Raw genomic sequence first — 19,841 nt, forward strand, 5'->3', positions numbered from 1 at the left:
ATTCACTCTCGCTCTAGTCTGTCCGCGATTAACCGAAAAACTTCTGGCCGTTAGCGGCCATTTCGCGAAGCTTGGCAGTCGGGGTGTACAGCGCGCCCAGCTCGGCGTATTTGTCGGCCAGGGCAACGAACTCGGCTACACCGACGGTATCGATATAACGCAGCGCACCACCGCGGAACGGCGGGAAGCCGATGCCGTAGATCAGGCCCATATCGGCCTCAGCTGCGGTATCAACGATGCCGTCTTCCAGACAACGCACGGTTTCCATGCACAGAGGAATCATCATGAAGTTGATGATGTCTTCATCAGTCACTTCACGCTGCTCGGTCACGATGGACTTGAGCAGATCGTAGGCAACCGGATCAGAAACCTTCTTCGGCTTGCCGCGCTTGTCCATTTCGTAGGAGTAGAAGCCTTTGCCGTTCTTCTGGCCCAGGCGATCTGCTTCATACATCACGTCAACCGCAGTACGGCCTTCAACAGCCATGCGATCCGGGAAGCCTTCAGCCATTACGTCACGGCCGTGGTGACCGGTGTCGATACCAACCACGTCGGACAGGTACGCCGGGCCCATAGGCCAGCCGAACTTTTCCATGACTTTGTCGATACGCACGAAGTCCACACCGAATGCCAGCAGCTTGGAGAAGCCACCGAAGTACGGGAACAGCACGCGGTTAACCAGGAAGCCTGGGCAGTCGTTGACCACAACCGGGGTCTTGCCCATTTTCTTGGCGTAGGCAACGGTAGTAGCCACGGCTACGTCGCTGGACTTCTCGCCACGAATCACTTCAACCAGCGGCATCATGTGCACAGGGTTGAAGAAGTGCATGCCAACGAAGTTTTCCGGACGCTTGAGGGCCTTGGCCAGCAAGTTGATGGAAATAGTCGAGGTGTTCGACGCGAGGATTGCGTCTTCTTTAACCACGCCTTCCACTTCAGCCAGCACGATCTGCTTGACTTTCGGGTTCTCAACCACGGCTTCGACAACGATGTCGACAGCGCCGAAGTCGCCGTAGGACATGGTCGGGCGAATAGCGGTGAGGGCTTCAGCCATCTTCGCCGCAGTCATACGACCTTTGGCAACGCGGCCGCCGAGCAGCTTGGAAGCCTCGGCCAGACCCATCTGGATACCCTCTTCACGGATATCCTTCATCAGGATCGGGGTGCCCTTGGAAGCGGACTGGTAGGCGATACCGCCACCCATGATGCCAGCGCCGAGTACGGCAGCCAGTTTCACGTCTTTGGCGATTTCGTCGTACTGCTTGGCTTTCTTCTTCAGGTCCTGATCGTTCAGGAACAGGCCGATCAGGCTGGCAGCAACCGGGGTTTTAGCCAGTTTGACGAAGCCAGCAGCTTCCACTTCCAGCGCTTTGTCGCGACCGAAGTTGGCGGCTTTCTGAATGGTTTTGATCGCTTCAACCGGCGCCGGATAGTTCGGGCCGGCCTGACCTGCAACGAAACCTTTGGCGGTTTCAAAGCACATCATCTGCTCGATAGCGTTGAGCTTGAGCTTTTCCAGCTTTGGCTGACGCTTGGCCTTGTAGTCCAGCTCGCCGGAGATGGCGCGCTTGATCAGGTCCAGGGCAGCGGCTTGCAGCTTGTCAGCGGCAACCACAGCATCCACTGCACCCATTTTCAGGGCGTCAGCAGCTTTGTTTTCTTTACCACCGGCAATCCACTCAACGGCGTTATCGGTACCGATAACCCGTGGCAGACGCACGGTGCCGCCGAAGCCTGGGTAGATGCCCAGTTTGACTTCTGGCAGGCCAACTTTGGCGCTTTCGGCCATGACGCGGTAATCCGCGGCCAGGCACATCTCAAAACCACCGCCCAGGGCGATGCCGTTGATCGCGACAACAGTCGGAACATTGAGGTCTTCAAAATCACTGAAGATCTTGTTGGCTTCGAGGTTGCCAGCCACCAGTTCTTCGTCCGGCAACTTGAAGTTGTCGACGAACTCGGTGATGTCGGCGCCGACGATAAATACGTCTTTGCCACTGGTGACAATCACGCCCTTGATCGAACCATCGGCCTTGATCGCATCAACGGATTGACGCAGTTCATTGAGGGTAAGACGGTTGAATTTGTTGACGGATTCACCCTTGAGGTCGAATTTCAATTCGACAATGCCACTCTCAAGAGCCTTAACCGTGATGGCTTTACCTTCGTAAATCATCAACTGATCTCCACGGTATGGAAGCTGAACAGTACACATCGGAGCCAACCAGCAAGCTACTCCACGGCATAGCCGTCTCAGAGTAGCCCCAATCAGCCTGGCACACCCACCGACGCGATAATCGGGCTGTAAAGGCGGTGCCTTTGAAGGCAAACGCTCAATTCATACGCCCGTTTGATTTGGGTGTGCACACCTTCAAGGAAAAGCCCCTACTTGTCAATTGGCCTGTAATGACTACAAAGGCGTACAAAAAATTACGTTCAGGCTTACAGCAGCTCGCCGGTGACTCTGCAGCGAACAAGCAGTGATCCGCAGCGATATACGCTTACTTCGCCAACTCTGCAGGCAGAAGTGTGATCCAGCGCATACCTAGCAAAATGATTTGGCTGCAGGTACAGTCGTCTCAATACGGCCGTTTTAGACCGCCCGTAGCCAAAACAAAAACAATTAGAGCCCAATCAAGGGCGCACGGAGTTTCCCCCATGTCGAGCCGCATGCTTGCCATTGTTTTGAGCACCCTGCTCGCGATCACCCTCCCCCTATTCAGCGCCGCTACCCAGGCTGCAGATGCCGCCACCAGCTTGCTGAAGCTGCACCAGCTACGCCTCGCTGCACAAAAGTCCTTGGGCGATTTCTATATGTTCAACGGCATGGAAGGCGATCAACGCTATGCGCGGATGATTAACGACTCAGTGAGCGAAGTGAATAACCACCTGACGGCGCTAACGGACATGCCCGGCGAAGGCGCGAAAGCCCTGCGCTCGCAGCTGGACCAACAATGGAAGGGTTACGAGATCGACCTCAACAACCTGATTAACGCACTGAAGAGCCAAGGCTTTACCGACCTACAACCGGTAGCCGACCTGGCTGCCCGCAACCAGCAGCTGATGACCCTGAGTCAGGAGCTGTATACCAAGATCCAGCAGGAAGGCAGCTACAGTGTGCCGGCTCTAACCCAGCGCAGCCGCGAGCAGAGCATTCTGATGCAAGGCATTGCCGTGGATTACGCCTCGCGCAGCGCCTCAGTAGGCGCCACCTTTATGGGCGGCGGCGATGCACGGCCAATCGAGGAGCTGGTCAGTGAATTCGCCAGCAAGATGGCGGCACTGGAGAAAGACCCGAAGAACACGCCGCAGCTCAAGCGATCATGGGAAGGGGTCGCCACCAAATGGCGCTATATTGAAAAGTCGCTGATCAACTACAACGAGAACAGCGTGCCATTTCTGGTCAACAAGTATTCCAACACCATCATCCAGGGCATTGAACAGATTTCCAGTCAGTACGCGGCCGCCAACCTCTGATCGCGACCGTCGCCATCCGCATTCGTTTTACCGGCCTGCCTGGCCGTACTCCGGCCCAGTGCTCGCACTGGGCCTTCTTTTATTCAGGCTTTGGCCTGGAGAAACGCGACAATTGCCTCCAACGCTTCGCGAGCGCCCCGCTCGCCCCAGCATACCGAAAGCATCTGATCGGTCGCCTCGACCTTGAACGCATCCGCCGGCAGGGCCTGCAATTGCGTCAACAAAGCCTGATCGGTACAGGGCTCGCGCCATTTATTCACCCACTGCCCCGGCTCCATCTGCCAATAGCACCAGCTATCAACCTGGCCGCGGCGGCGTGCACGGTGGTATTGCGGACAGGAATGCGGCGGCTGACGCAGCAACCAATGCGGCCACTCCTGGCGCGACAACTGCATCGCCACGCCCATACGCCGCGCCTGCAGGCGCACATCCATCTGCCCGCGCTGGTGGCGCGAGGGCACCAGCCAGGCCAGCGGGCTGAGCAAAAAAGCCAGGAGCAAAAGCAGAAACCAGGGACTCATATCGTTATCTCACCGGCAAAAGCCTGTCATCAGCGCTCAGGACGGCCATACTAAAACCATTGAACCACTTGCAAGGAGAGTTACCCCATGCCCTACCAGCACATTCTGGTCGCCGTCGACCTTACCGAGGAATGCGACCCGGTTATGCACCGCGCGCAGAAACTGGCCGCCAGCAGCGGGGCCAAATTGTCTGTGGTGCATATCGTCGAACCTATGGCCATGGCCTTTGGCGGCGATGTACCAATGGACCTATCGATGCTGCAACAGCAGCAATTCGACCAAGCCCGCGAGCGTTTGGACAAATTTTCCGGCAAGTACCCCGACCTGAGCACCGAACATCGCCACCTGGCTTACGGCCAGCCGCGCCAGGAGATCCATCGCCTGGCCGAAGAACAGCAATGCGACCTGATCGTCGTCGGCAGCCACGGCCGTCATGGTCTGGCGTTGCTACTGGGCTCGACAGCCAATGACGTACTGCACGGCGCACCCTGCGATGTTCTGGCCGTACGCCTGAAAAAAGCCGAGTAACGCGAACGGCGGGCGAATAACGCGGCTGCGTTATTCGCCGCTATCGGGTGAGCTCATGACCAGTGGGCGAATCTTCTGCAGCTGGGTTTCCAGCGAATAGGTCATGCTCGAGGCCATGGAGAAGAAGGTCAGGAACGCTTTGAGGTTGGAGTCACCCTCACAGGTGGCGTGAATCCGCTGCCAGAACGCCTGATTAACCAGCTGTAACTGCTGGAACATACGTACCAGCCCCTTCAGCTCCCAGTCAGGAGTACGCCCTTCGCGCAGGTTGAAGTACTGCTGCGTCAGGTACAACGACACCGTGCGCAGGATAAACTCCTGGCTATTGGCGAACGGCAGATGATGCTGCGCCATGGGCTTGAGCTTACCCAGCACCGGGCAGGCACTGGTGGCCATGATCACCCCGAGCAGCGCACGCAGGCCCTCTTCCAGGCCCACCTGCTTGTTGTACTCCCGCTCGGGTGTACGCACCCATACAGCCACCTTCTTGAACGCCGGCAGGCCCTGGAAATCCTCGATTACCCGATGCAGATCGACCGCCGCCGGGCAATGACTGAAGTTGTCCTTGCTCAGCGGGCAATTGCTGCACTGTTGGTACTCAAGACGCGTCCAGGCCGGTGCGCTTTGCGCAGCCTCTGCCTCATACACCCGGTCCAGCTCAATCCTGTAACTGAACTGATGATTGTCGTCGAGAGTGATGCGGTACTCGATGGCCATGACTGTCTCCGGCAGAGGTCTCAAAATCCTGTTTGAGCGCGTTACCTACTTAATACATCGGGTTTAGCCTTCCAGCTCGGCCCAACGCTCGACCAATTGCTCCAGCTCATGCTGCACGGTCTGCAGTTTCGCCAGCACCTCAGCGGTCTTTTCCGCAGGCTGCTGATAGAAACTCGACGAGCCGATCTGCTCCTGCAAACTGGCAACCTGCCCCTCCAGCACCTCGATCTGCCCTGGAATGGCTTCCAGCTCGCGCTGCAGCTTGTAACTGAGTTTTTTCTTGCTCGCCACCACTGCAACGGCCGCCACGGGCTCAGCCGCAACCGGCGTAGGGACCACTGCTGAGGCTAGTTCAGGCTTGCCGGCTTTGCTTTCGCCAACCCCGAGCAGGCGCGGCGAACCGCCCTGACGCAGCCAATCCTGATAACCGCCGACGTATTCGCGCACGCGCCCTTCGCCTTCGAATACCAGAGTGCTGGTCACCACGTTATCGAGGAATGCCCGGTCGTGGCTGACCATCAGCACGGTGCCCGGGAAGGTCAGCAGCACTTCTTCAAGCAGTTCCAGGGTTTCCACATCGAGGTCGTTGGTCGGTTCGTCCAGCACCAGCAGGTTGGCCGGCTTGCTGAACAGCTTGGCGAGCAAGAGACGTGCCCGCTCACCACCAGACAGCGCCTTGACCGGGGTACGCGCACGCTGTGGGCTGAACAGGAAGTCGCCCAGGTAGCTCAGCACATGGCGGTTCTGCCCATCGATCTCGATAAAGTCGCGGCCTTCGGCGACGTTGTCGATCACGGTCTTTTCCAGATCGAGCTGGTGACGCAATTGGTCAAAATAAGCCACATCGATGCGTGTGCCTTCGGCCACTTCACCGCTGGTGGGCTGCAAACCACCAAGCATCAGCTTGAGCAAGGTGGTTTTGCCGGTGCCGTTGGCGCCAAGCAGACCGATGCGGTCGCCGCGCTGCAGCACCATGGAGAAGTCCTTGATCAGGAACGGCCCACCTGGATGCGCAAAACTGACGTTTTCCAGCACCATCACCTGCTTGCCGGATTTCTCTGCAGTTTCCAGCATGATATTGGCCTTGCCGGTGCGCTCACGGCGCTCGCTGCGCTCCACACGCAGGGCTTTAAGGGCGCGCACGCGGCCTTCATTACGGGTGCGGCGGGCCTTGATGCCCTGACGAATCCACACTTCTTCCTGAGCAAGGCGCTTGTCGAACAGTGCGTTGGCGGTTTCTTCGGCGGCCAGGGTGGCTTCCTTGTGTACCAGGAAGCTGGCGTAATCGCCGTTCCAGTCGATCAGGCCGCCACGGTCCAGTTCGAGGATGCGCGTGGCCAGGTTCTGCAGGAAGGAACGGTCGTGGGTGATAAACAGCACCGCCCCCTGGAAATCGGTCAAGGCTTCTTCCAGCCAGGCAATCGCGCCGATATCCAGGTGGTTGGTGGGCTCGTCGAGTAGCAGCAGATCCGGCTCGGAGACCAGCGCCTGGGCCAGCAGCACCCGGCGACGCCAGCCACCGGAGAGCTCAGCCAAGGTCTTGTCGGCCGGCAGTTGCAGGCGGCTCAGGGTGCTGTCGACCAGTTGCTGCAAGCGCCAGCCGTCACGGGCCTCGAGGTCCTGCTGGACATGCATCAGCTTGTCCAGATCGGCTTCGGTGACACAGTTCTGCGCCAAGTGGTGGTATTGCGCGAGCAGTTCACCCACACCGTCCAGGCCTTGGGCGACCACATCAAACACGGTGCGATCGTCGGCCTGGGGCAATTCCTGCGGCAATTCGCCGATTTTCAAGCCAGGTGCGCGCCAGACGGCGCCGTCATCGGCCTTCTGGTCGCCCTTGACCAGCTTCATCATGCTCGATTTGCCGGTACCGTTGCGGCCGATGATGCACACCCGTTCGCCACGGGCGATCTGCCAAGACACCTTGTCCAATAGCGGCATTGCGCCGTAGGCCAGGGAAATATCGGTGAACTTGAGCAGGGTCATGGCACGCCTCAACAAAAAACGACGGGTGAACGCTGGTAAAACCGCGGCCGAGCAACGGGCTTCGTTGCATCCAGTGCACAGCGGCAACCTGAAACACCCAGAAAATCATCTGCAGCTGCCCGAGGCACCCGCAAAACAGGGCGCGCATTCTAACCGAGAAGCGCACAGACCAAGCAGGCAATTTCAGCGGCAGGCGCGGTAAATTCTGCGTTTGCCATCCGCTACCCAGGCAACGGGCGCTCTAGCACGCGCACCAAGACTCAAGCGACGAATAGTGCCGACAATTACGCGTTGAAACGCATTGAGCCTTCACCGCCTATAGGCAAACGACTAAGCTAGAGCCATACGCACTATTTGCCTGGAAGTGTCATGCGCGGTCCCCTGTTCAGCCTGCTGTCCTGCCTGTTGGTTTCCTCCCTGAGCGTCGCTGCGGCGCAGGCCGCCACCCTGACGCAACAACGTCAATATTACGATCAAGCCAAAGCCGCGCTGGCCAAAGGCGACAAAGGCCCTTACCAGCGCTATGCCAGTGCCCTGCGTGACTATCCGCTGGAGCCTTACCTGGCGTATGACGAGCTGACCGCCCGGTTGAAGTGGGCAAGCAACGACGAAATCGAGAAATTCCTCGCCGAACATGGCGACCTGCCGCAGATCAGCTGGATGAAACTGCGCTGGCTGCGCTGGCTGGCCGAGCGCAGCGAATGGCAGACCTTTATCAACTACTACGACCCGGCGCTGAACTTCACCGAGCTCGACTGCCTGTATGGCCAATACCAGTTGAGCCACGGCATGCGCGCCGAAGGCAACGCCACTGCAGAAAAACTCTGGCTAGTGGGCAAATCCCAGCCCAACGCCTGCGATCCGCTGTTCGCACTCTGGGCCGCCGAAGGCCAACTCACTGAGCAAAGACGCTGGCAGCGCGCCAAGCTGGCGGCCGAAGCGCGCAACTATGGCCTGGTCACTCATTTGATCAAGACCATGCCGACCCTCGGCAACCACGGCAAAACCCTGCTGCAGGTTGCGCAGAAGCCTGAGCTGCTAAAGCAGACCTCGCGCTTTACCCAGACCGACCCGGCCATGGCCGATGTGGTTGGCCTCGGCCTGCGGCGTCTGGCCCGCCAGGACCCGGAAAGCGCGCTCAAGCTGCTCGATGGCTACGCCCAACGGATGAAATTCTCCAGCGAGGAACAAGTCGCCATCGCCCGCGAAATCGGCCTGACCCTGGCCAAGCGCTTCGATTCCCGCGCCCTGCAGGTCATGGCCAAGTACGACCCCGAACTGCGTGACAACACCGTCAGTGAATGGCGCGCGCGCCTGCTGCTGCGCCTGGGCCGTTGGGATGAAGCCAACCAGCTGACGCGCCGGATGCCCGCGGAACTGGGCAACACCAACCGCTGGCGTTACTGGCAGGCGCGTAGCCTGCAACTGGCGCAGCCCAACAGCCAGGAACCGAAAGCGCTGTACCAGGCACTGGCCAAGGAACGTGATTTCTACGGCTTTATGGCCGCCGACCAGGTGCAGGCGCCCTATCAGCTGAATAACAAGCCACTGGCCCTGAGCCCGCAGACCATCCAGAAAGTGCGTAACTCGGCAGCGATTCGCCGCGCCCTGGAGTTCCATGCCCGCGGCCAAGTCGCCGATGGCCGCCGCGAGTGGTACAACGTCAGCCGTCTGTTCAGCCGCGATGAAATGGTTGCCCAGGCGCGCCTGGCCTATGAGATGGGCTGGTACTTCCCGGCCATCCGCACCATCAGCCAGGCGCAGTATTGGGACGATTTGGACGTACGCTTCCCGATGGCGCACCGTGAACACCTAGTGCGCGAAGCGAAAAACCGTGACATCCACTCCAGCTGGGTATTTGCCGTCACCCGCCAGGAAAGCGCCTTTATGGCCGATGCCAAATCCCACGTCGGCGCCATGGGCCTGATGCAGCTGATGCCAGCCACCGCCAAGGAAACCGCCAAGCGCTTTGGCATTCCGCTGTCATCACCGCAGCTGGCCTATCGCCCGGAAATCAATATCCAGCTGGGCGCGGCCTATCTGAGCCAGATCTACGGCCAGTTCAACGGTAACCGTGTGCTCGCCTCCGCCGCCTACAACGCCGGCCCAGGCCGGGTGCGCCAGTGGCTGCGCGGTGCGGATCATCTGTCGTATGACGTGTGGATCGAGAACATCCCGTTTGATGAAACCCGCCAGTACGTGCAGAACGTACTGTCCTACTCGGTGATCTACGGCGAGAAGCTCAACGCGCCGCAGCCACTGGTGGCCTGGCACGAGCGTTACTTCGACCAGTAACGGCTAAATAGGCACGCTCAACTGCAACGGTTAAGCGTGCAGCGCCGCTTACTCCAACACCTGCACAGGCATATCCAGACGCAGCTGCCCTTCGCCACAGGCGATCAGGTTCTGCCCGAAATACACCTCTCCTTCACGCTCACGGTAGGTTTTCAGGGTGGTCAGCGGCTCGCGATCCGCGCTGCGCTCACCTGTCTGCGGGTCGAGAGTGGTCATGATGCAGCGCGAGCAGCCCTTGACCACACGAAACTCCAGCTCACCGATGCGGATGCGCTTCCAGCTGTCTTCGGCATAAGGCTCGCTGCCGCTGACCACCAAGTTCGGGCGAAAACGCAGCATCGGCAACGGCCGACCGACCCGCACCGACAGATCATCCAGCGAAGCCTGACCGATCAGCAGCAAAGGGAAACCATCGGCAAACGCCACCTTGTCGCCCGCCTCGGCATAGGCAGTATCGACCTGCCGCGCACGCGGCTCTGACACCTGCACCAAGCGACAGTTACGGCCGAGAAACTGGCTCAGCCACTGCGCGGCCTGATCACCGGCATCCGGCACTTGCAGGCTGTCGCGCCAGATCGTCACACCGCGCAACGGGGCATGCTCATCCGGCACGGCTACCTGCAGATCAGCCATACCCGGCGCACTCAGCTGCAGGTGCGTGCTGCCCAGCCAGCGCGCCTGCAACTGGGTCATCTGCGTCAGCAAACGTTGCGTAAGGAAGCGCCCGGTTTCAGCATCGACTACCATCCAGCGACGATCACCCTGCACGCCCAAGGCGTCCAGCGCCGTTTCACGCAAGGCCTCGCCTGCCGCCGACTTCAGTGGATAACGGTACAACCCGGAGAGATGCAACATGAGCCCAGCTTCCGTTTGGCAAAACGCACTTATACGAGCAACCCGCCGTACCTACAAGCCCGCCTTGGCCCTACCGCTGCTGGTGTTGCTAAGCGCCTGCAGCGGCACCGCGCCGGATAACCTGGGCATCCGTGAGGGTCGCCTGACCGCCTGCCCGGATTCACCCAACTGCGTGAATAGCCAGGCCAGCGATGAGCGACACGCCATTGAGCCGCTGCCGCTCAAAGGCTCTGCCGAAGAAACCCAGGCGCGCCTCAAAGCACTGCTCAGCGAAGAGCCACGCGTGACACTGGTGGAGGAAGCGCCGGGGTATTTGCGCGCGGAATTCAGCAGCAAGCTGATGCGCTTTGTCGATGATGTGGAATTTATGATCGGCGGAGCCGCCGTGGATGTGCGCTCGGCGTCGCGCCTAGGCTATGCGGATTTCGACGTTAACCGCGAGCGCATTGAGCATCTGCGCCAGCGGCTAAGCGAATAAGCGAATAAGCGCATGTCAGCCTGATGCTCGCGTCAGGCTTATTCCTCGGGGTGCAGCAGCGCCAAACGCTGGTGCACCACATCCACCAGCTTGTCCGGCTGGAACTTGGAGAGGAAGTTGTCGCAACCAACCTTCTTCACCATCGCTTCGTTGAAGCTGCCGGACAGCGAGGTATGCAGCACCACGTACAAGTCCTTGAGGCGTGAGTCGTTGCGAATTTCGGTGGTCAGGCGGTAGCCGTCCATCTCCGGCATTTCCGCATCGGTGATCACCATCAGCAGCTTCTCGTGTACATCAACCCCAGCGTCGGCCCAGCTTTTCAGCAGGTTCAGCGCACGCAGGCCATCGCTGGCGGCATGGCAACGGATATCCAGTTGCGCCATGGTGCCCTTGAGCTGAGTCATGGCCACGTTGGAGTCATCCACCAGCAGCACTTCACGGCCCTTGGCGTATTCGAGCAGCGGGTCGGCGAGTTTTTCCGGGGAGACCTTGGTGCTCATCGGGCTGATTTCCGACAGCACCTTTTCCACGTCGATCACTTCGACGATCTGGTCTTCAACCTTGGTGATTGCCGTCAGGTAATGCTGACGTCCGGCACCACCGGGCGGCGGCAGGATGGATTCCCAGTTGAGGTTAAGAATGCGCTCGACCCCACCGACCAGAAACGCCTGCACCGAGCGGTTGTACTCGGTAACGATGATGGTACTGCGCTCATCTGGCACGATGGGCCGCATACCGATGGCCTGGGACAGATCGATCACCGGCAGGGTCTGCCCGCGCAGGTTGACCACGCCGCACACAAACCGATGACGCTGCGGCATCAGGGTCAGCTTGGGCATCTGCAGGACTTCCTGCACCTTGAACACGTTGATCGCAAAAAGCTGCCGGCCCGCCAGGCGGAACATGAGAATTTCCAGGCGGTTCTCACCCACCAGCTGGGTGCGTTGGTTCACTGAGTCGAGAATGCCGGCCATCATGCGCTCCTGTTCACTTATCGATCTAGCCTAGCTCAAATAGCCATGCCCTGGTGTATCGGCCATCTGCCGCGCATCTGAAGGCAGATGGCGCGGCGCCATCATGCGACAAGCGCAACGACTAGGCCAGTCAGGCGGCAGAAGCCGCCCGGCTTATTCCACCAGCAGCGGCGAGTCTTCCGGCAGATGCACGCGCAAGGCAGCTGGCATTGCCGCAAAGCGCAGCTTGCGACTCTCCATCGGCTCGCCATCCAGATTGAGATCCAGACCTTCCGGTGCCTCGACCTCCAGCCAGGGCAGCCGCGCACTCAGCGACACGCTCTGCAAGCCATTGATACCGCCAGACAGCAGCGTGCCCAGGGTGCCGACCACATCGGCCGCCGCCGGAACGATGCAGATATCCAACAAGCTATCGTTGACCCGCGCCTGCGGACACAGCACATGCCCGCCGCCGGCCTGGCGGCCATTGCCGATGCCGAGTGCGAGAAACTCGCCTTCCCACTGAAAGTCCGGCCCGGTAAAGCGGCCAAACGATGACTGAACTTCAGCAAAGCGTGTCAACCCCGTCAAAAAGTAAGCCGCGCCGCCGAGCAGACGTTTGAGGTCTTCCGAGGTATTGGCGGTGACATTGGAGCCAAAANCCGCCAGTGGCCATATTGAGAAACACCTGACCATCGACTTCGCCCAGATCAATCGGTTGCGCAGGCGTATCCAGCAGCGCCAGGGCAATTCGCGGGTCAAGGCCAATCCCCGCCGCGTGGGCAAAATCATTGGCCGTGCCCAATGGCAACAAGGCCAGGCTGGCCTTGGTTTTTGCCAGTGCCATGGCTTCGGCCACCTCGCGCAGGGTGCCATCGCCGCCGCCGGCGATCAGGGTCGGGTAACCGGCCTGCAAGGCTTCATTAACCAGACGCTGCGCATCGCCACCCTCCCAGGTAACCCGTACATCCAGCTGCCAGCCCTCTTCACGACGCTCCTGCACGGCAGCACGCACCTCGGCATTGAGAGCTTGCTTGCCATGCAGAATCAGCAGCGCTTTACGTTTTTGCATTCCCGGCATCCTTTTCACGCCTTTAGATAAAGGCTCAGCAACATGATTTGCGGCTGTACCCGCTTGCGACAGGCCCCCAAAAACATCAACTAATCAGATTATTAAGCTCAATATTTACGTATTTTTAATCGTATTGATTTATTGGATCATCTGTTCATCGCCACTGAACACCGCCGCTGAAAGCCGGTGTTCCTCAATGAGGATACGCAGATGATCGAAGTACGCCCCTTCGCCGAACTCGGCGGTGCCCATCATGGCTGGCTGAATGCCCGTCATCACTTTTCCTTTGCCGAATACTATGACCCGGCGCGCATGAGCTGGGGACCGCTGCGGGTCTGGAACGATGATGAAATCGCGCCGCATACAGGCTTTCCGACCCATCCGCACCGCGATATGGAAATCATCACCTATGTACGCCAAGGGGCCATCACCCACAAGGACAACCTGGGTAACCATGGTCGTACCGAAGCCGGTGATGTGCAGGTAATGAGCGCCGGCACCGGGATTGCCCACAGCGAATACAACCTGGAAGACACCACCACCAAGATCTTCCAGATCTGGATTCAGCCAAACCAGTCGGGCCTGCCGCCGTCCTGGGGCGCCAAGCCGTTCCCCAAAGGTGAGCGCGCCGGCACCTTTGTCACCCTGGCCAGCGGCTTTGCCGAAGATCAGGATGCCCTGTCTATCCGTACCAATGCACGGATGGCCGCCGCCACCCTGCAAGCCGGGCAGAGCACCGAGTACCCGATTGGCGCGGCACGCAAAGCCTATCTGGTAGCCGCCAGCGGCAGCATCGAGGTCAACGGCATGAGCGCCCAAGCTCGCGATGGTGTGGCAATCAGCGATGTAGAGGTAATCCGGGTGACGGCTATCGAAGATAGCGAAATCATCCTGGTGGATGTGGCCTGACCCGTCACTGCAGAACCTGTCCAAAGGCTCGCGAGCTAGAGTCCTGCAAGGCAAAAACAGGCGAGGAAGCGGAGTGTACTTTTGTACATGAGCATTCCGAGCCGGTTTTTAACGCAGCAGGGCCGACGCGCAGCAGCCTTTTACGCCGGGTAGCCGGTAATTTTGCGAATGGTTTGATACAGCGGCTTGAGTTGTTTGTACATGCGCTGATAAACCTGCGTGTACAGCTGCTGATAGGTGCGCTGCGCGTCTGGATTGGGGGTAAACACCTGACCGACCCGAGTCATGGCTTTGATCGCTGTCGGGTAATCCGGATGCAACCCCAGGCCCACCGCACAATTGATCGCTGCGCCCAGGCCGCTGGTTTCATACAGGTGTGGACGCTCTGCAGGCAGGCCGAAGATATCAGCCGTCAGCTGCATCGCCGCATCGCTTTGCGAACCACCGCCGGAAACGCGCAGGCGGGTGATACGGGTGCCCGAACGCTTCTCGATCTTCTCCTTGCCCTGGCGCAGGGCATAGGCCAGCCCTTCCAGAATCGCCCGGTAGATATGCGCGCGGGTGTGCACGTCGCCAAAGCCGATGATCGACCCCTTGGCCTCCAGGCCCGGCTCACGTATGCCCGGCGACCAGTAGGGCTGCAGCATCAGCCCCATGGAGCCGGCGGGCACGCTGTTGACCAGCTCATCGAACAATGCCTCAGGCTCAACGCCCAGCTCTTTGGCCCGCTGCATCTCACGCAGGCCAAACTCCTGCTTAAACCAGCTGACCATCCAGAAACCGCGATAAATCATCACCTCGGTATTGAAGTGATCGGGAATCGCCGAGGGGTATGGCGGAATAAGCGGAATGGTTTCCAGGTACTTGCTGCGGGTGGTGTTGATGGTCGCCGTAGTGCCATAGGACAGGCACGCCGTGCTCGCCTCCACACCGCCGGCACCAAGTACCTCACAGGCCTTGTCGGCACCGGCGGCAATCAGCGGCAGGCCTTCGGGAATCCCGGTATGGCGGCTCGCCGCCGCGCTGATATGGCCGAGTAGCTCACCGGGCTTGCACAGCTCAGGCAACTGCTCGCGGCGCACCGGCATGGCCTGCCATTTCCAGTCGCCGGGTTTGGCCCACTGCAGGCGTTTGTAGTCGAATGGCAGGTAGGCCACGCAGCTGGTCAGCGAATCGACAAACTTGCCGCACAGCCGGTGAGTAAGAAACCCTGAGAGCAGCAGCACCTTGTGGGTATTGGCCCAGATGTCCGGCTGGTTCTGCGCGACCCAGTTGACCTCGGCCTGGGCGCGAAAGTAATCCACCGTAGCCTGCAGGCCCGCCAGTTTGAACAGCCAGCCCCAGGGCCCGGTAATCCGCCCTTCGACCTTGGCCTGACGTTGATCAAGCCAGAGCATCGCCGGGCGCAAGGGCTGACCTTGCTGATCAACATTTATCAGGGTGCCGCGCTGAGTGGTCAGTGACACACCCTTGATCAGACTGCGGTCGATATCCACCTGTTGCCACAGCTGAGCGCAGGCCTGACCCAGGCTGGCCCAGTAATACTCGGGGTCCTGCTCGGCCCAACCGGGCTGTTTGGAGTAATAAGCCTCAAGTTCCACCTTGCCCTTGGCGAGCAGGTTGCCCTGAAGATCGAACAACAGCGCCCGGATACTTTGGGTGCCATTGTCGATGGCCAGCAGGTAACTTTTCTCGCTCAAGACGCAGTCCTTCCTATTGATCAATCTTCTGCCGGCAGGCTGTAGCAGCGCTGCCAAAGTTGCAGATACACCTGCTCTTCCCACTGCCAGCGCGTGTCACTCCAGCCCAGGCGGGCCTGACACAATGCGCGGATACGCGGCAATTCGGCCACTGCACCCTGAGCCAACAACAGGCCAAGGCGGGTACGGCGTAGCAGCAGATCATCCAGGTGCAGCACCAGTTCCTGCTCGGCCGCCCAAGCCAGCTCGGCCCACAGCGTATCCGTACCCGCCACCTGCTCGACACCCAATTCCTCAAGCAACGCCAGCAGCTGTGGCAGCGCTCGACCATAACGGCCGATCAGGCGCTTCTGCTGAGCAGGGCTTAGGGTTGGCATCGGGTGACTGGGTACAGGTGCAAAGGTCGCCGCGCCTTGATCATCCACAGTACGTCCCACAAAAGGCGCACAGGCCCGCAGCACTTCCAGCGCCAATAGACGGAAGGTGGTCAGCTTGCCGCCAGCCAGGGTGACGCAGCCGGGCTCAACCCACAGCGCATGCTCACGTTTCTCATCCGAGGGCTTGCGCCCAGCAACGCCGTCGCTGACCACCGGACGTACGCCTGCCCAACTCGACAGCGCATCCGCAGCGCGAATCCCGGCGGACGGAAATTGCTGATTGCAGGCAGCCAGCAGGTAATCCACCTCTTCGCGGCTGATTCGTGCTTCCTGCGCCAAGGGCGCCGAGTGATCCAGATCGGTGGTGCCGATTACCGTCGCGCCTTCCCAGGGGAAGACAAACACCGGACGCTTATCAACCACGTGCATAAAACTGAAGGCATGGGCCACCGGCAAGCGCCAGGCGGGCAGCAGCAGATGACTGCCGCGTAGCGGACGGATATGTTCCAGGCCAGTTTTCTGCCGCAACTGATCAGCCCAGGCACCGGTGGCCTGAGCCACCACGCGGCTGTTAAAGCGGTACAACTTCCCGGTTTCGGCATCTTCGGCCAACAGGCCGCTGACCTGCCCGCCTTCGCGGCGCAGCTCGGCCACGCGCATACCGTTGAGCGCTTCGCCGCCATCGGCACGGGCTTCACCCAGCACGCGCTGCACCAGCCGCGCATCGTCGGTCACCGCATCGAAAAAGCGCGTACCGCCCAGCAGCCCGTCTTCCTTCAGGCCCGGAGCCAGATAGCGCAGTTGCTGCAAGGGGTAGTACAGATGGTTGCGCTTGCCGGCCAGGGCGTCGTACACCGCCAGCAAGCTGCCAAATACCTTGGGGCCGGGAAAGCCGCCCTGGTAATGGGCCATGATAAAACTCAAGGGGTCGACCAAGCCCGGCGCTTCCTGCAGCAGGCGCTGGCGCTCGCGCACCGAATCGCGGGTCAGAGCAAACTGGCCCTTGGCGATATAGCGCAGCCCGCCGTGGACCATTTTCGAGGAGCGACTGGAGGTGCCCCAGGCGAAGTCGCGCTGCTCCAGCAGCAGGCACTTCCAGCCGCGCCGCGCTGCTTCACGCAGAATCCCGGCACCGCTGATGCCGCCGCCGACCACGATCAGATCCCAATCGCGTGCGGCCAGCTCGGGCAAGGCCTGTTCGCGCCAGGCGGCGTTCCAGTTGTTCATCATCAATCCTGAATCAGCACGCCAGGTGCCAGGCGCTGCTCAGGATCGAAATGCCCGGCCAACGCCTTGAGCGTGGCCATGCCCAGTTCGCCCTTCTCCACCGGCAGGTAAGGCGCGTGATCGCGGCCGACACCGTGTTGATGGCTGATGGTGCCGCGATTCTCGGCGATGGTCAGGCTGGCGGCGTGCTTGAGCTTCTGCCAGCGCGCCATAGCCTCGGCGTAGCTATTGCCCGGGCGGAACACATAGGTGGTGTAGATGCTCGAACCCTCGTTGTAGACATGGGACAGGTGGGTAAACACATGCACCTGTTCACCCTCCTCGCTCAGGCCATTGCGCAGGCTGGCCTCGACTTTGTTCAGCAGGCTGTCGACGTTGCTCCAGTCGGTGGCGGTTTCCAGGGTGTCTACCGCATAACCGGCGGCCCACAGGCCGTGGCGCAGATAAGGGAAACGGAAGCGGTTCTCCGCCCACTTTTTGCCCAGCAGGGTGCCGGTAAATACGCCGTCAAAGCTCTTCAGCAGCTTCTTCGCCTGTTTCAGCGAGGCGGCGTTCTGTGTGCGGCTGCCGGTCACGCCGAAGGTCAGCATGCACTTGCCATCGCGTGCGCCGCGCAGGGCCAAGTATTTCTCCAGCCAAGCGATTTGCTGCGGATGGCCGGCCAGGGCCAGCTGGGTCTTGGTTTCGATGGCATTGGACAGGCGAAGCATCGACAGCGGCACCCGCGCCTGAGCCAGGCTGCGGATGGCGAGCAGCGCCTGCTGCCAGTTGGGCAGGAACACCGCATAGAAGTTTTCCTGCTCGGCCAGACGAGTGATGCGCACCTTGACCTCGGAAATGATGCCGAAGCGCCCTTCCGAACCCATCAGGATTTCGCGCAAATCGGGGCCGGCAGCAGACGCCGGGAAGGTCGGAATCTCCAGGGTGCCTGCAAAGGTCTCGACCTTGCCGCCGGCGAACAGCTGCTCGATGCGCCCGTAGCGCAGCGACTGCTGGCCGCTGGAACGGCTGGCGACCCAACCGCCGAGGGTCGACAGTTCCCAGGATTGCGGGAAGTGACCGAGGGTGTAGCCTTGGGCGCGTAACTGGCTTTCCACCTGAGGACCAGTGGCACCGGGGCCGAAGGTAGCGATCAGGCTGTCGTGATCGATCTCGATCAGCTTGCCCATGCGCTCAAGCGACAGGGTCAGCACCGGTTTGTTGCCGGCCTGCGGGTTGATATGCCCGGCCACCGAGGTGCCGCCGCCATAGGGGATCACGATCAGATCCTGCTGACTGGCCCAGGCTAGCAACTCGCGGATCTGCGCGGCGCTCTCCGGATAAGCCACGCCATCGGGAAACACGCCAAAATCGCCAGAACGCATCGCCAACCAATCTGGCAGGCTTTGGCCACGGGCATGGCGCACGCGGTCTTCGGCATTCAGGCAAATCAGCGGATGGGCTTGCAGACGCGAGGCGGGCACCTGGGCCAGCACCTGCTCCAGGCTGGCATCGGCCAGCACCTGGCCAGGGCCGACCAGTTCGGCGAGAAAAGCCTCGCCATGGGCCGGCAGTTCCACCACTGTTGCTTCATCACCCCAGCCGTTCCAACGTCGCATCTGTGTCTCCCGGATATTTCAGTCACCCTCGATGGCTGCCTATACTAGCTGGCCGCCCAGGAGCGTCACTGTCGAATCGGGCCAGGCGCTATCGCCAATCAAGACATTCAGAATAAGAAGATGACCGACAACCTCGGCTACACCTCAGTCCCCTCCCTGCTCAAATACCTGCGCCATGCCGAGCAGCTGGGTCTGGATATCGATCAGGCGCTGACGGCGGCCGGCATCAAGGCCGAGGACCTGGCCGACAACAGCAAGCGCATCCCCAGCGAAACCCATGAACGCCTGCTCGCGCATTTGCTGCGCGTGTCTGGTGATCCGCTGTTCGGTCTGCACTGCGCGCGTTTTGTGCAGCCAGGCTCCTGGAGCGTGCTGGGTTATATCACCATGAACTGCGCAACACTGGGTGAGGCCATGAGTCGCATCGTGCCTTACGAGAAATTGGTGGGAGATATGGGCGTCAGCCGGGTCGAGGCGGCCAACGACCATGTTCGCCTGATCTGGACCTGCCGCCATCAGGCTCAACCGATCCGCCGGCATATGGTGGAAAACGTGCTGGCTTCCTGGCTGCTGTATGCGCGCTGGATCTCCGATTCGGACAGTTCGCCGCGGGAGGTGTGGTTCGAGCACGCACTGCCTGAAGGCGGCGATATTGCCGAGTACCAGGCGATTTTCGGCTGCCCGATCCGCTTCGAGCAAAGCGGCAATGCGCTGATCGTGCCGCTGGAATACCTCGCCGTGCCGCTGCGCCAAGCCGACGCCAACCTGCTGCGCACCCTGGAAGAACACGCCCTGACCCTGATGGCCGGGCTGGACGACAACGAGCCGCTGCCACAGCGGGTAAAGAACGCCCTGCGTCTGTTGCTCAAGGATGGTTTGCCGAGAAAGGAACGGGTCGCGGAGAAATTCAATATGACGGTGCGCACCCTGCAGCGTCATCTGCAACTGGCCGGCACCAGCTACCAGCAGATTCTCGATGAACTGCGCCAGGAACTGGCCGAGCACTACCTGTTGCGCAGCGACCTGACGATACAGGATATCGCCAGCTACCTGGGCTTTACCGAGTCGCGCTCGTTCCACCGCAGCTTCAAGACCTGGACCGGACAGACCCCAGGCGAATTTCGCGAGAGCCAGCGCAAAGCGTAACG

At 60.4% G+C, this 19,841-nt stretch carries 15 protein-coding genes and 1 pseudogene; 6 read left to right on the forward strand and 10 right to left on the reverse strand.

Going from position 1 to position 19,841, the window contains the following annotated elements; translation table 11 throughout:
• Window positions 1-28 precede the first annotated feature (28 nt).
• Window positions 29-2,176 (reverse strand): fatty acid oxidation complex subunit alpha FadB, encoded by a 2,148-nt coding sequence (fadB, locus tag ACQ4LH_RS14405; RefSeq protein ID WP_305592398.1) that lies wholly within the window; start codon window positions 2,174-2,176, stop codon window positions 29-31.
• A gap of 482 nt (window positions 2,177-2,658) precedes the next feature.
• On the opposite strand from fadB, the gene ACQ4LH_RS14410 reads away from it, so the two are divergent.
• Window positions 2,659-3,477 (forward strand): hypothetical protein, encoded by an 819-nt coding sequence (locus ACQ4LH_RS14410; RefSeq protein ID WP_430697784.1) that lies wholly within the window; start codon window positions 2,659-2,661, stop codon window positions 3,475-3,477.
• Between the two features lie 83 nt (window positions 3,478-3,560).
• Here the strand turns inward: ACQ4LH_RS14410 and ACQ4LH_RS14415 are convergent, their stop codons facing one another.
• A complete protein-coding gene (locus tag ACQ4LH_RS14415) occupies window positions 3,561-3,998 on the reverse strand; it encodes a hypothetical protein (RefSeq protein WP_430697785.1) in 438 nt (145 codons plus the stop codon).
• Window positions 3,999-4,085: 87 nt separating this feature from the next.
• Here ACQ4LH_RS14415 and ACQ4LH_RS14420 point away from each other — a divergent pair, with 87 nt between their 5' ends.
• Window positions 4,086-4,526 carry a universal stress protein gene (locus tag ACQ4LH_RS14420; protein ID WP_275961405.1) on the forward strand — a complete coding sequence of 147 codons (441 nt, stop codon included), beginning with the start codon at window positions 4,086-4,088 and terminating at the stop codon, window positions 4,524-4,526.
• Window positions 4,527-4,556: 30 nt separating this feature from the next.
• Here ACQ4LH_RS14420 and ACQ4LH_RS14425 read toward each other — a convergent pair whose 3' ends face one another.
• Both ACQ4LH_RS14425 and ACQ4LH_RS14430 read right to left on the reverse strand, forming a co-directional pair.
• Window positions 4,557-5,243 (reverse strand): DUF6901 family protein, encoded by a 687-nt coding sequence (locus ACQ4LH_RS14425; RefSeq protein WP_305592392.1) that lies wholly within the window; start codon window positions 5,241-5,243, stop codon window positions 4,557-4,559.
• 63 nt (window positions 5,244-5,306) lie between these two features.
• A complete protein-coding gene (locus ACQ4LH_RS14430; protein WP_430697786.1) occupies window positions 5,307-7,229 on the reverse strand; it encodes an ATP-binding cassette domain-containing protein in 1,923 nt (640 codons plus the stop codon).
• 369 nt (window positions 7,230-7,598) lie between these two features.
• On the opposite strand from ACQ4LH_RS14430, the gene ACQ4LH_RS14435 reads away from it, so the two are divergent.
• Window positions 7,599-9,524, forward strand: a complete 1,926-nt coding sequence (locus ACQ4LH_RS14435; protein WP_430697787.1) for a transglycosylase SLT domain-containing protein — start codon at window positions 7,599-7,601, stop codon at window positions 9,522-9,524.
• 48 nt (window positions 9,525-9,572) lie between these two features.
• On the opposite strand, the gene ACQ4LH_RS14440 is transcribed toward ACQ4LH_RS14435, so the two are convergent.
• Window positions 9,573-10,379, reverse strand: coding sequence for an MOSC domain-containing protein (locus ACQ4LH_RS14440; protein ID WP_430697788.1), 807 nt, complete (start codon window positions 10,377-10,379; stop codon window positions 9,573-9,575).
• Between ACQ4LH_RS14440 and ACQ4LH_RS14445 the strand changes: the two genes are divergently transcribed.
• Window positions 10,378-10,857 carry a DUF1499 domain-containing protein gene (locus ACQ4LH_RS14445; RefSeq protein WP_430697789.1) on the forward strand — a complete coding sequence of 160 codons (480 nt, stop codon included), beginning with the start codon at window positions 10,378-10,380 and terminating at the stop codon, window positions 10,855-10,857. The two genes, ACQ4LH_RS14440 and ACQ4LH_RS14445, sit on opposite strands and share 2 nt — an antisense overlap.
• Window positions 10,858-10,895: 38 nt before the next feature.
• On the opposite strand, the gene ACQ4LH_RS14450 is transcribed toward ACQ4LH_RS14445, so the two are convergent.
• Window positions 10,896-11,831 (reverse strand): chemotaxis protein CheV, encoded by a 936-nt coding sequence (locus ACQ4LH_RS14450; protein ID WP_430697790.1) that lies wholly within the window; start codon window positions 11,829-11,831, stop codon window positions 10,896-10,898.
• A gap of 153 nt (window positions 11,832-11,984) precedes the next feature.
• Window positions 11,985-12,882 (reverse strand): annotated as a pseudogene (yegS, locus tag ACQ4LH_RS14455) (lipid kinase YegS).
• A 210-nt stretch (window positions 12,883-13,092) separates the two neighbouring features.
• Here yegS and ACQ4LH_RS14460 point away from each other — a divergent pair.
• The gene (locus tag ACQ4LH_RS14460) at window positions 13,093-13,791 is read left to right on the forward strand and encodes a pirin family protein (RefSeq protein WP_430697791.1); all 699 of its coding nucleotides are present in this window, start codon (window positions 13,093-13,095) and stop codon (window positions 13,789-13,791) included.
• Between the two features lie 140 nt (window positions 13,792-13,931).
• On the opposite strand, the gene ACQ4LH_RS14465 is transcribed toward ACQ4LH_RS14460, so the two are convergent.
• The 3 genes from ACQ4LH_RS14465 to ACQ4LH_RS14475 are packed head-to-tail and all read right to left on the reverse strand — an operon-like array spanning window position 13,932 to window position 18,693.
• A complete protein-coding gene (locus ACQ4LH_RS14465) occupies window positions 13,932-15,491 on the reverse strand; it encodes an FGGY-family carbohydrate kinase (RefSeq protein WP_430697792.1) in 1,560 nt (519 codons plus the stop codon).
• 20 nt (window positions 15,492-15,511) lie between these two features.
• Complete coding sequence (locus ACQ4LH_RS14470; RefSeq protein WP_430697793.1) at window positions 15,512-17,095, reverse strand: FAD-dependent oxidoreductase; 1,584 nt, start codon at window positions 17,093-17,095, stop codon at window positions 15,512-15,514.
• A gap of 2 nt (window positions 17,096-17,097) precedes the next feature.
• Window positions 17,098-18,693 (reverse strand): FAD-binding oxidoreductase, encoded by a 1,596-nt coding sequence (locus ACQ4LH_RS14475; RefSeq protein WP_430697794.1) that lies wholly within the window; start codon window positions 18,691-18,693, stop codon window positions 17,098-17,100.
• 120 nt (window positions 18,694-18,813) lie between these two features.
• Here ACQ4LH_RS14475 and ACQ4LH_RS14480 point away from each other — a divergent pair, with 120 nt between their 5' ends.
• A complete protein-coding gene (locus ACQ4LH_RS14480) occupies window positions 18,814-19,839 on the forward strand; it encodes an AraC family transcriptional regulator (protein ID WP_430697795.1) in 1,026 nt (341 codons plus the stop codon).
• Window positions 19,840-19,841 lie beyond the last annotated feature (2 nt).

This window comes from Pseudomonas peli (assembly GCF_050563605.1).
In the GTDB taxonomy this organism is placed as follows: domain Bacteria; phylum Pseudomonadota; class Gammaproteobacteria; order Pseudomonadales; family Pseudomonadaceae; genus Aquipseudomonas; species Aquipseudomonas peli_A.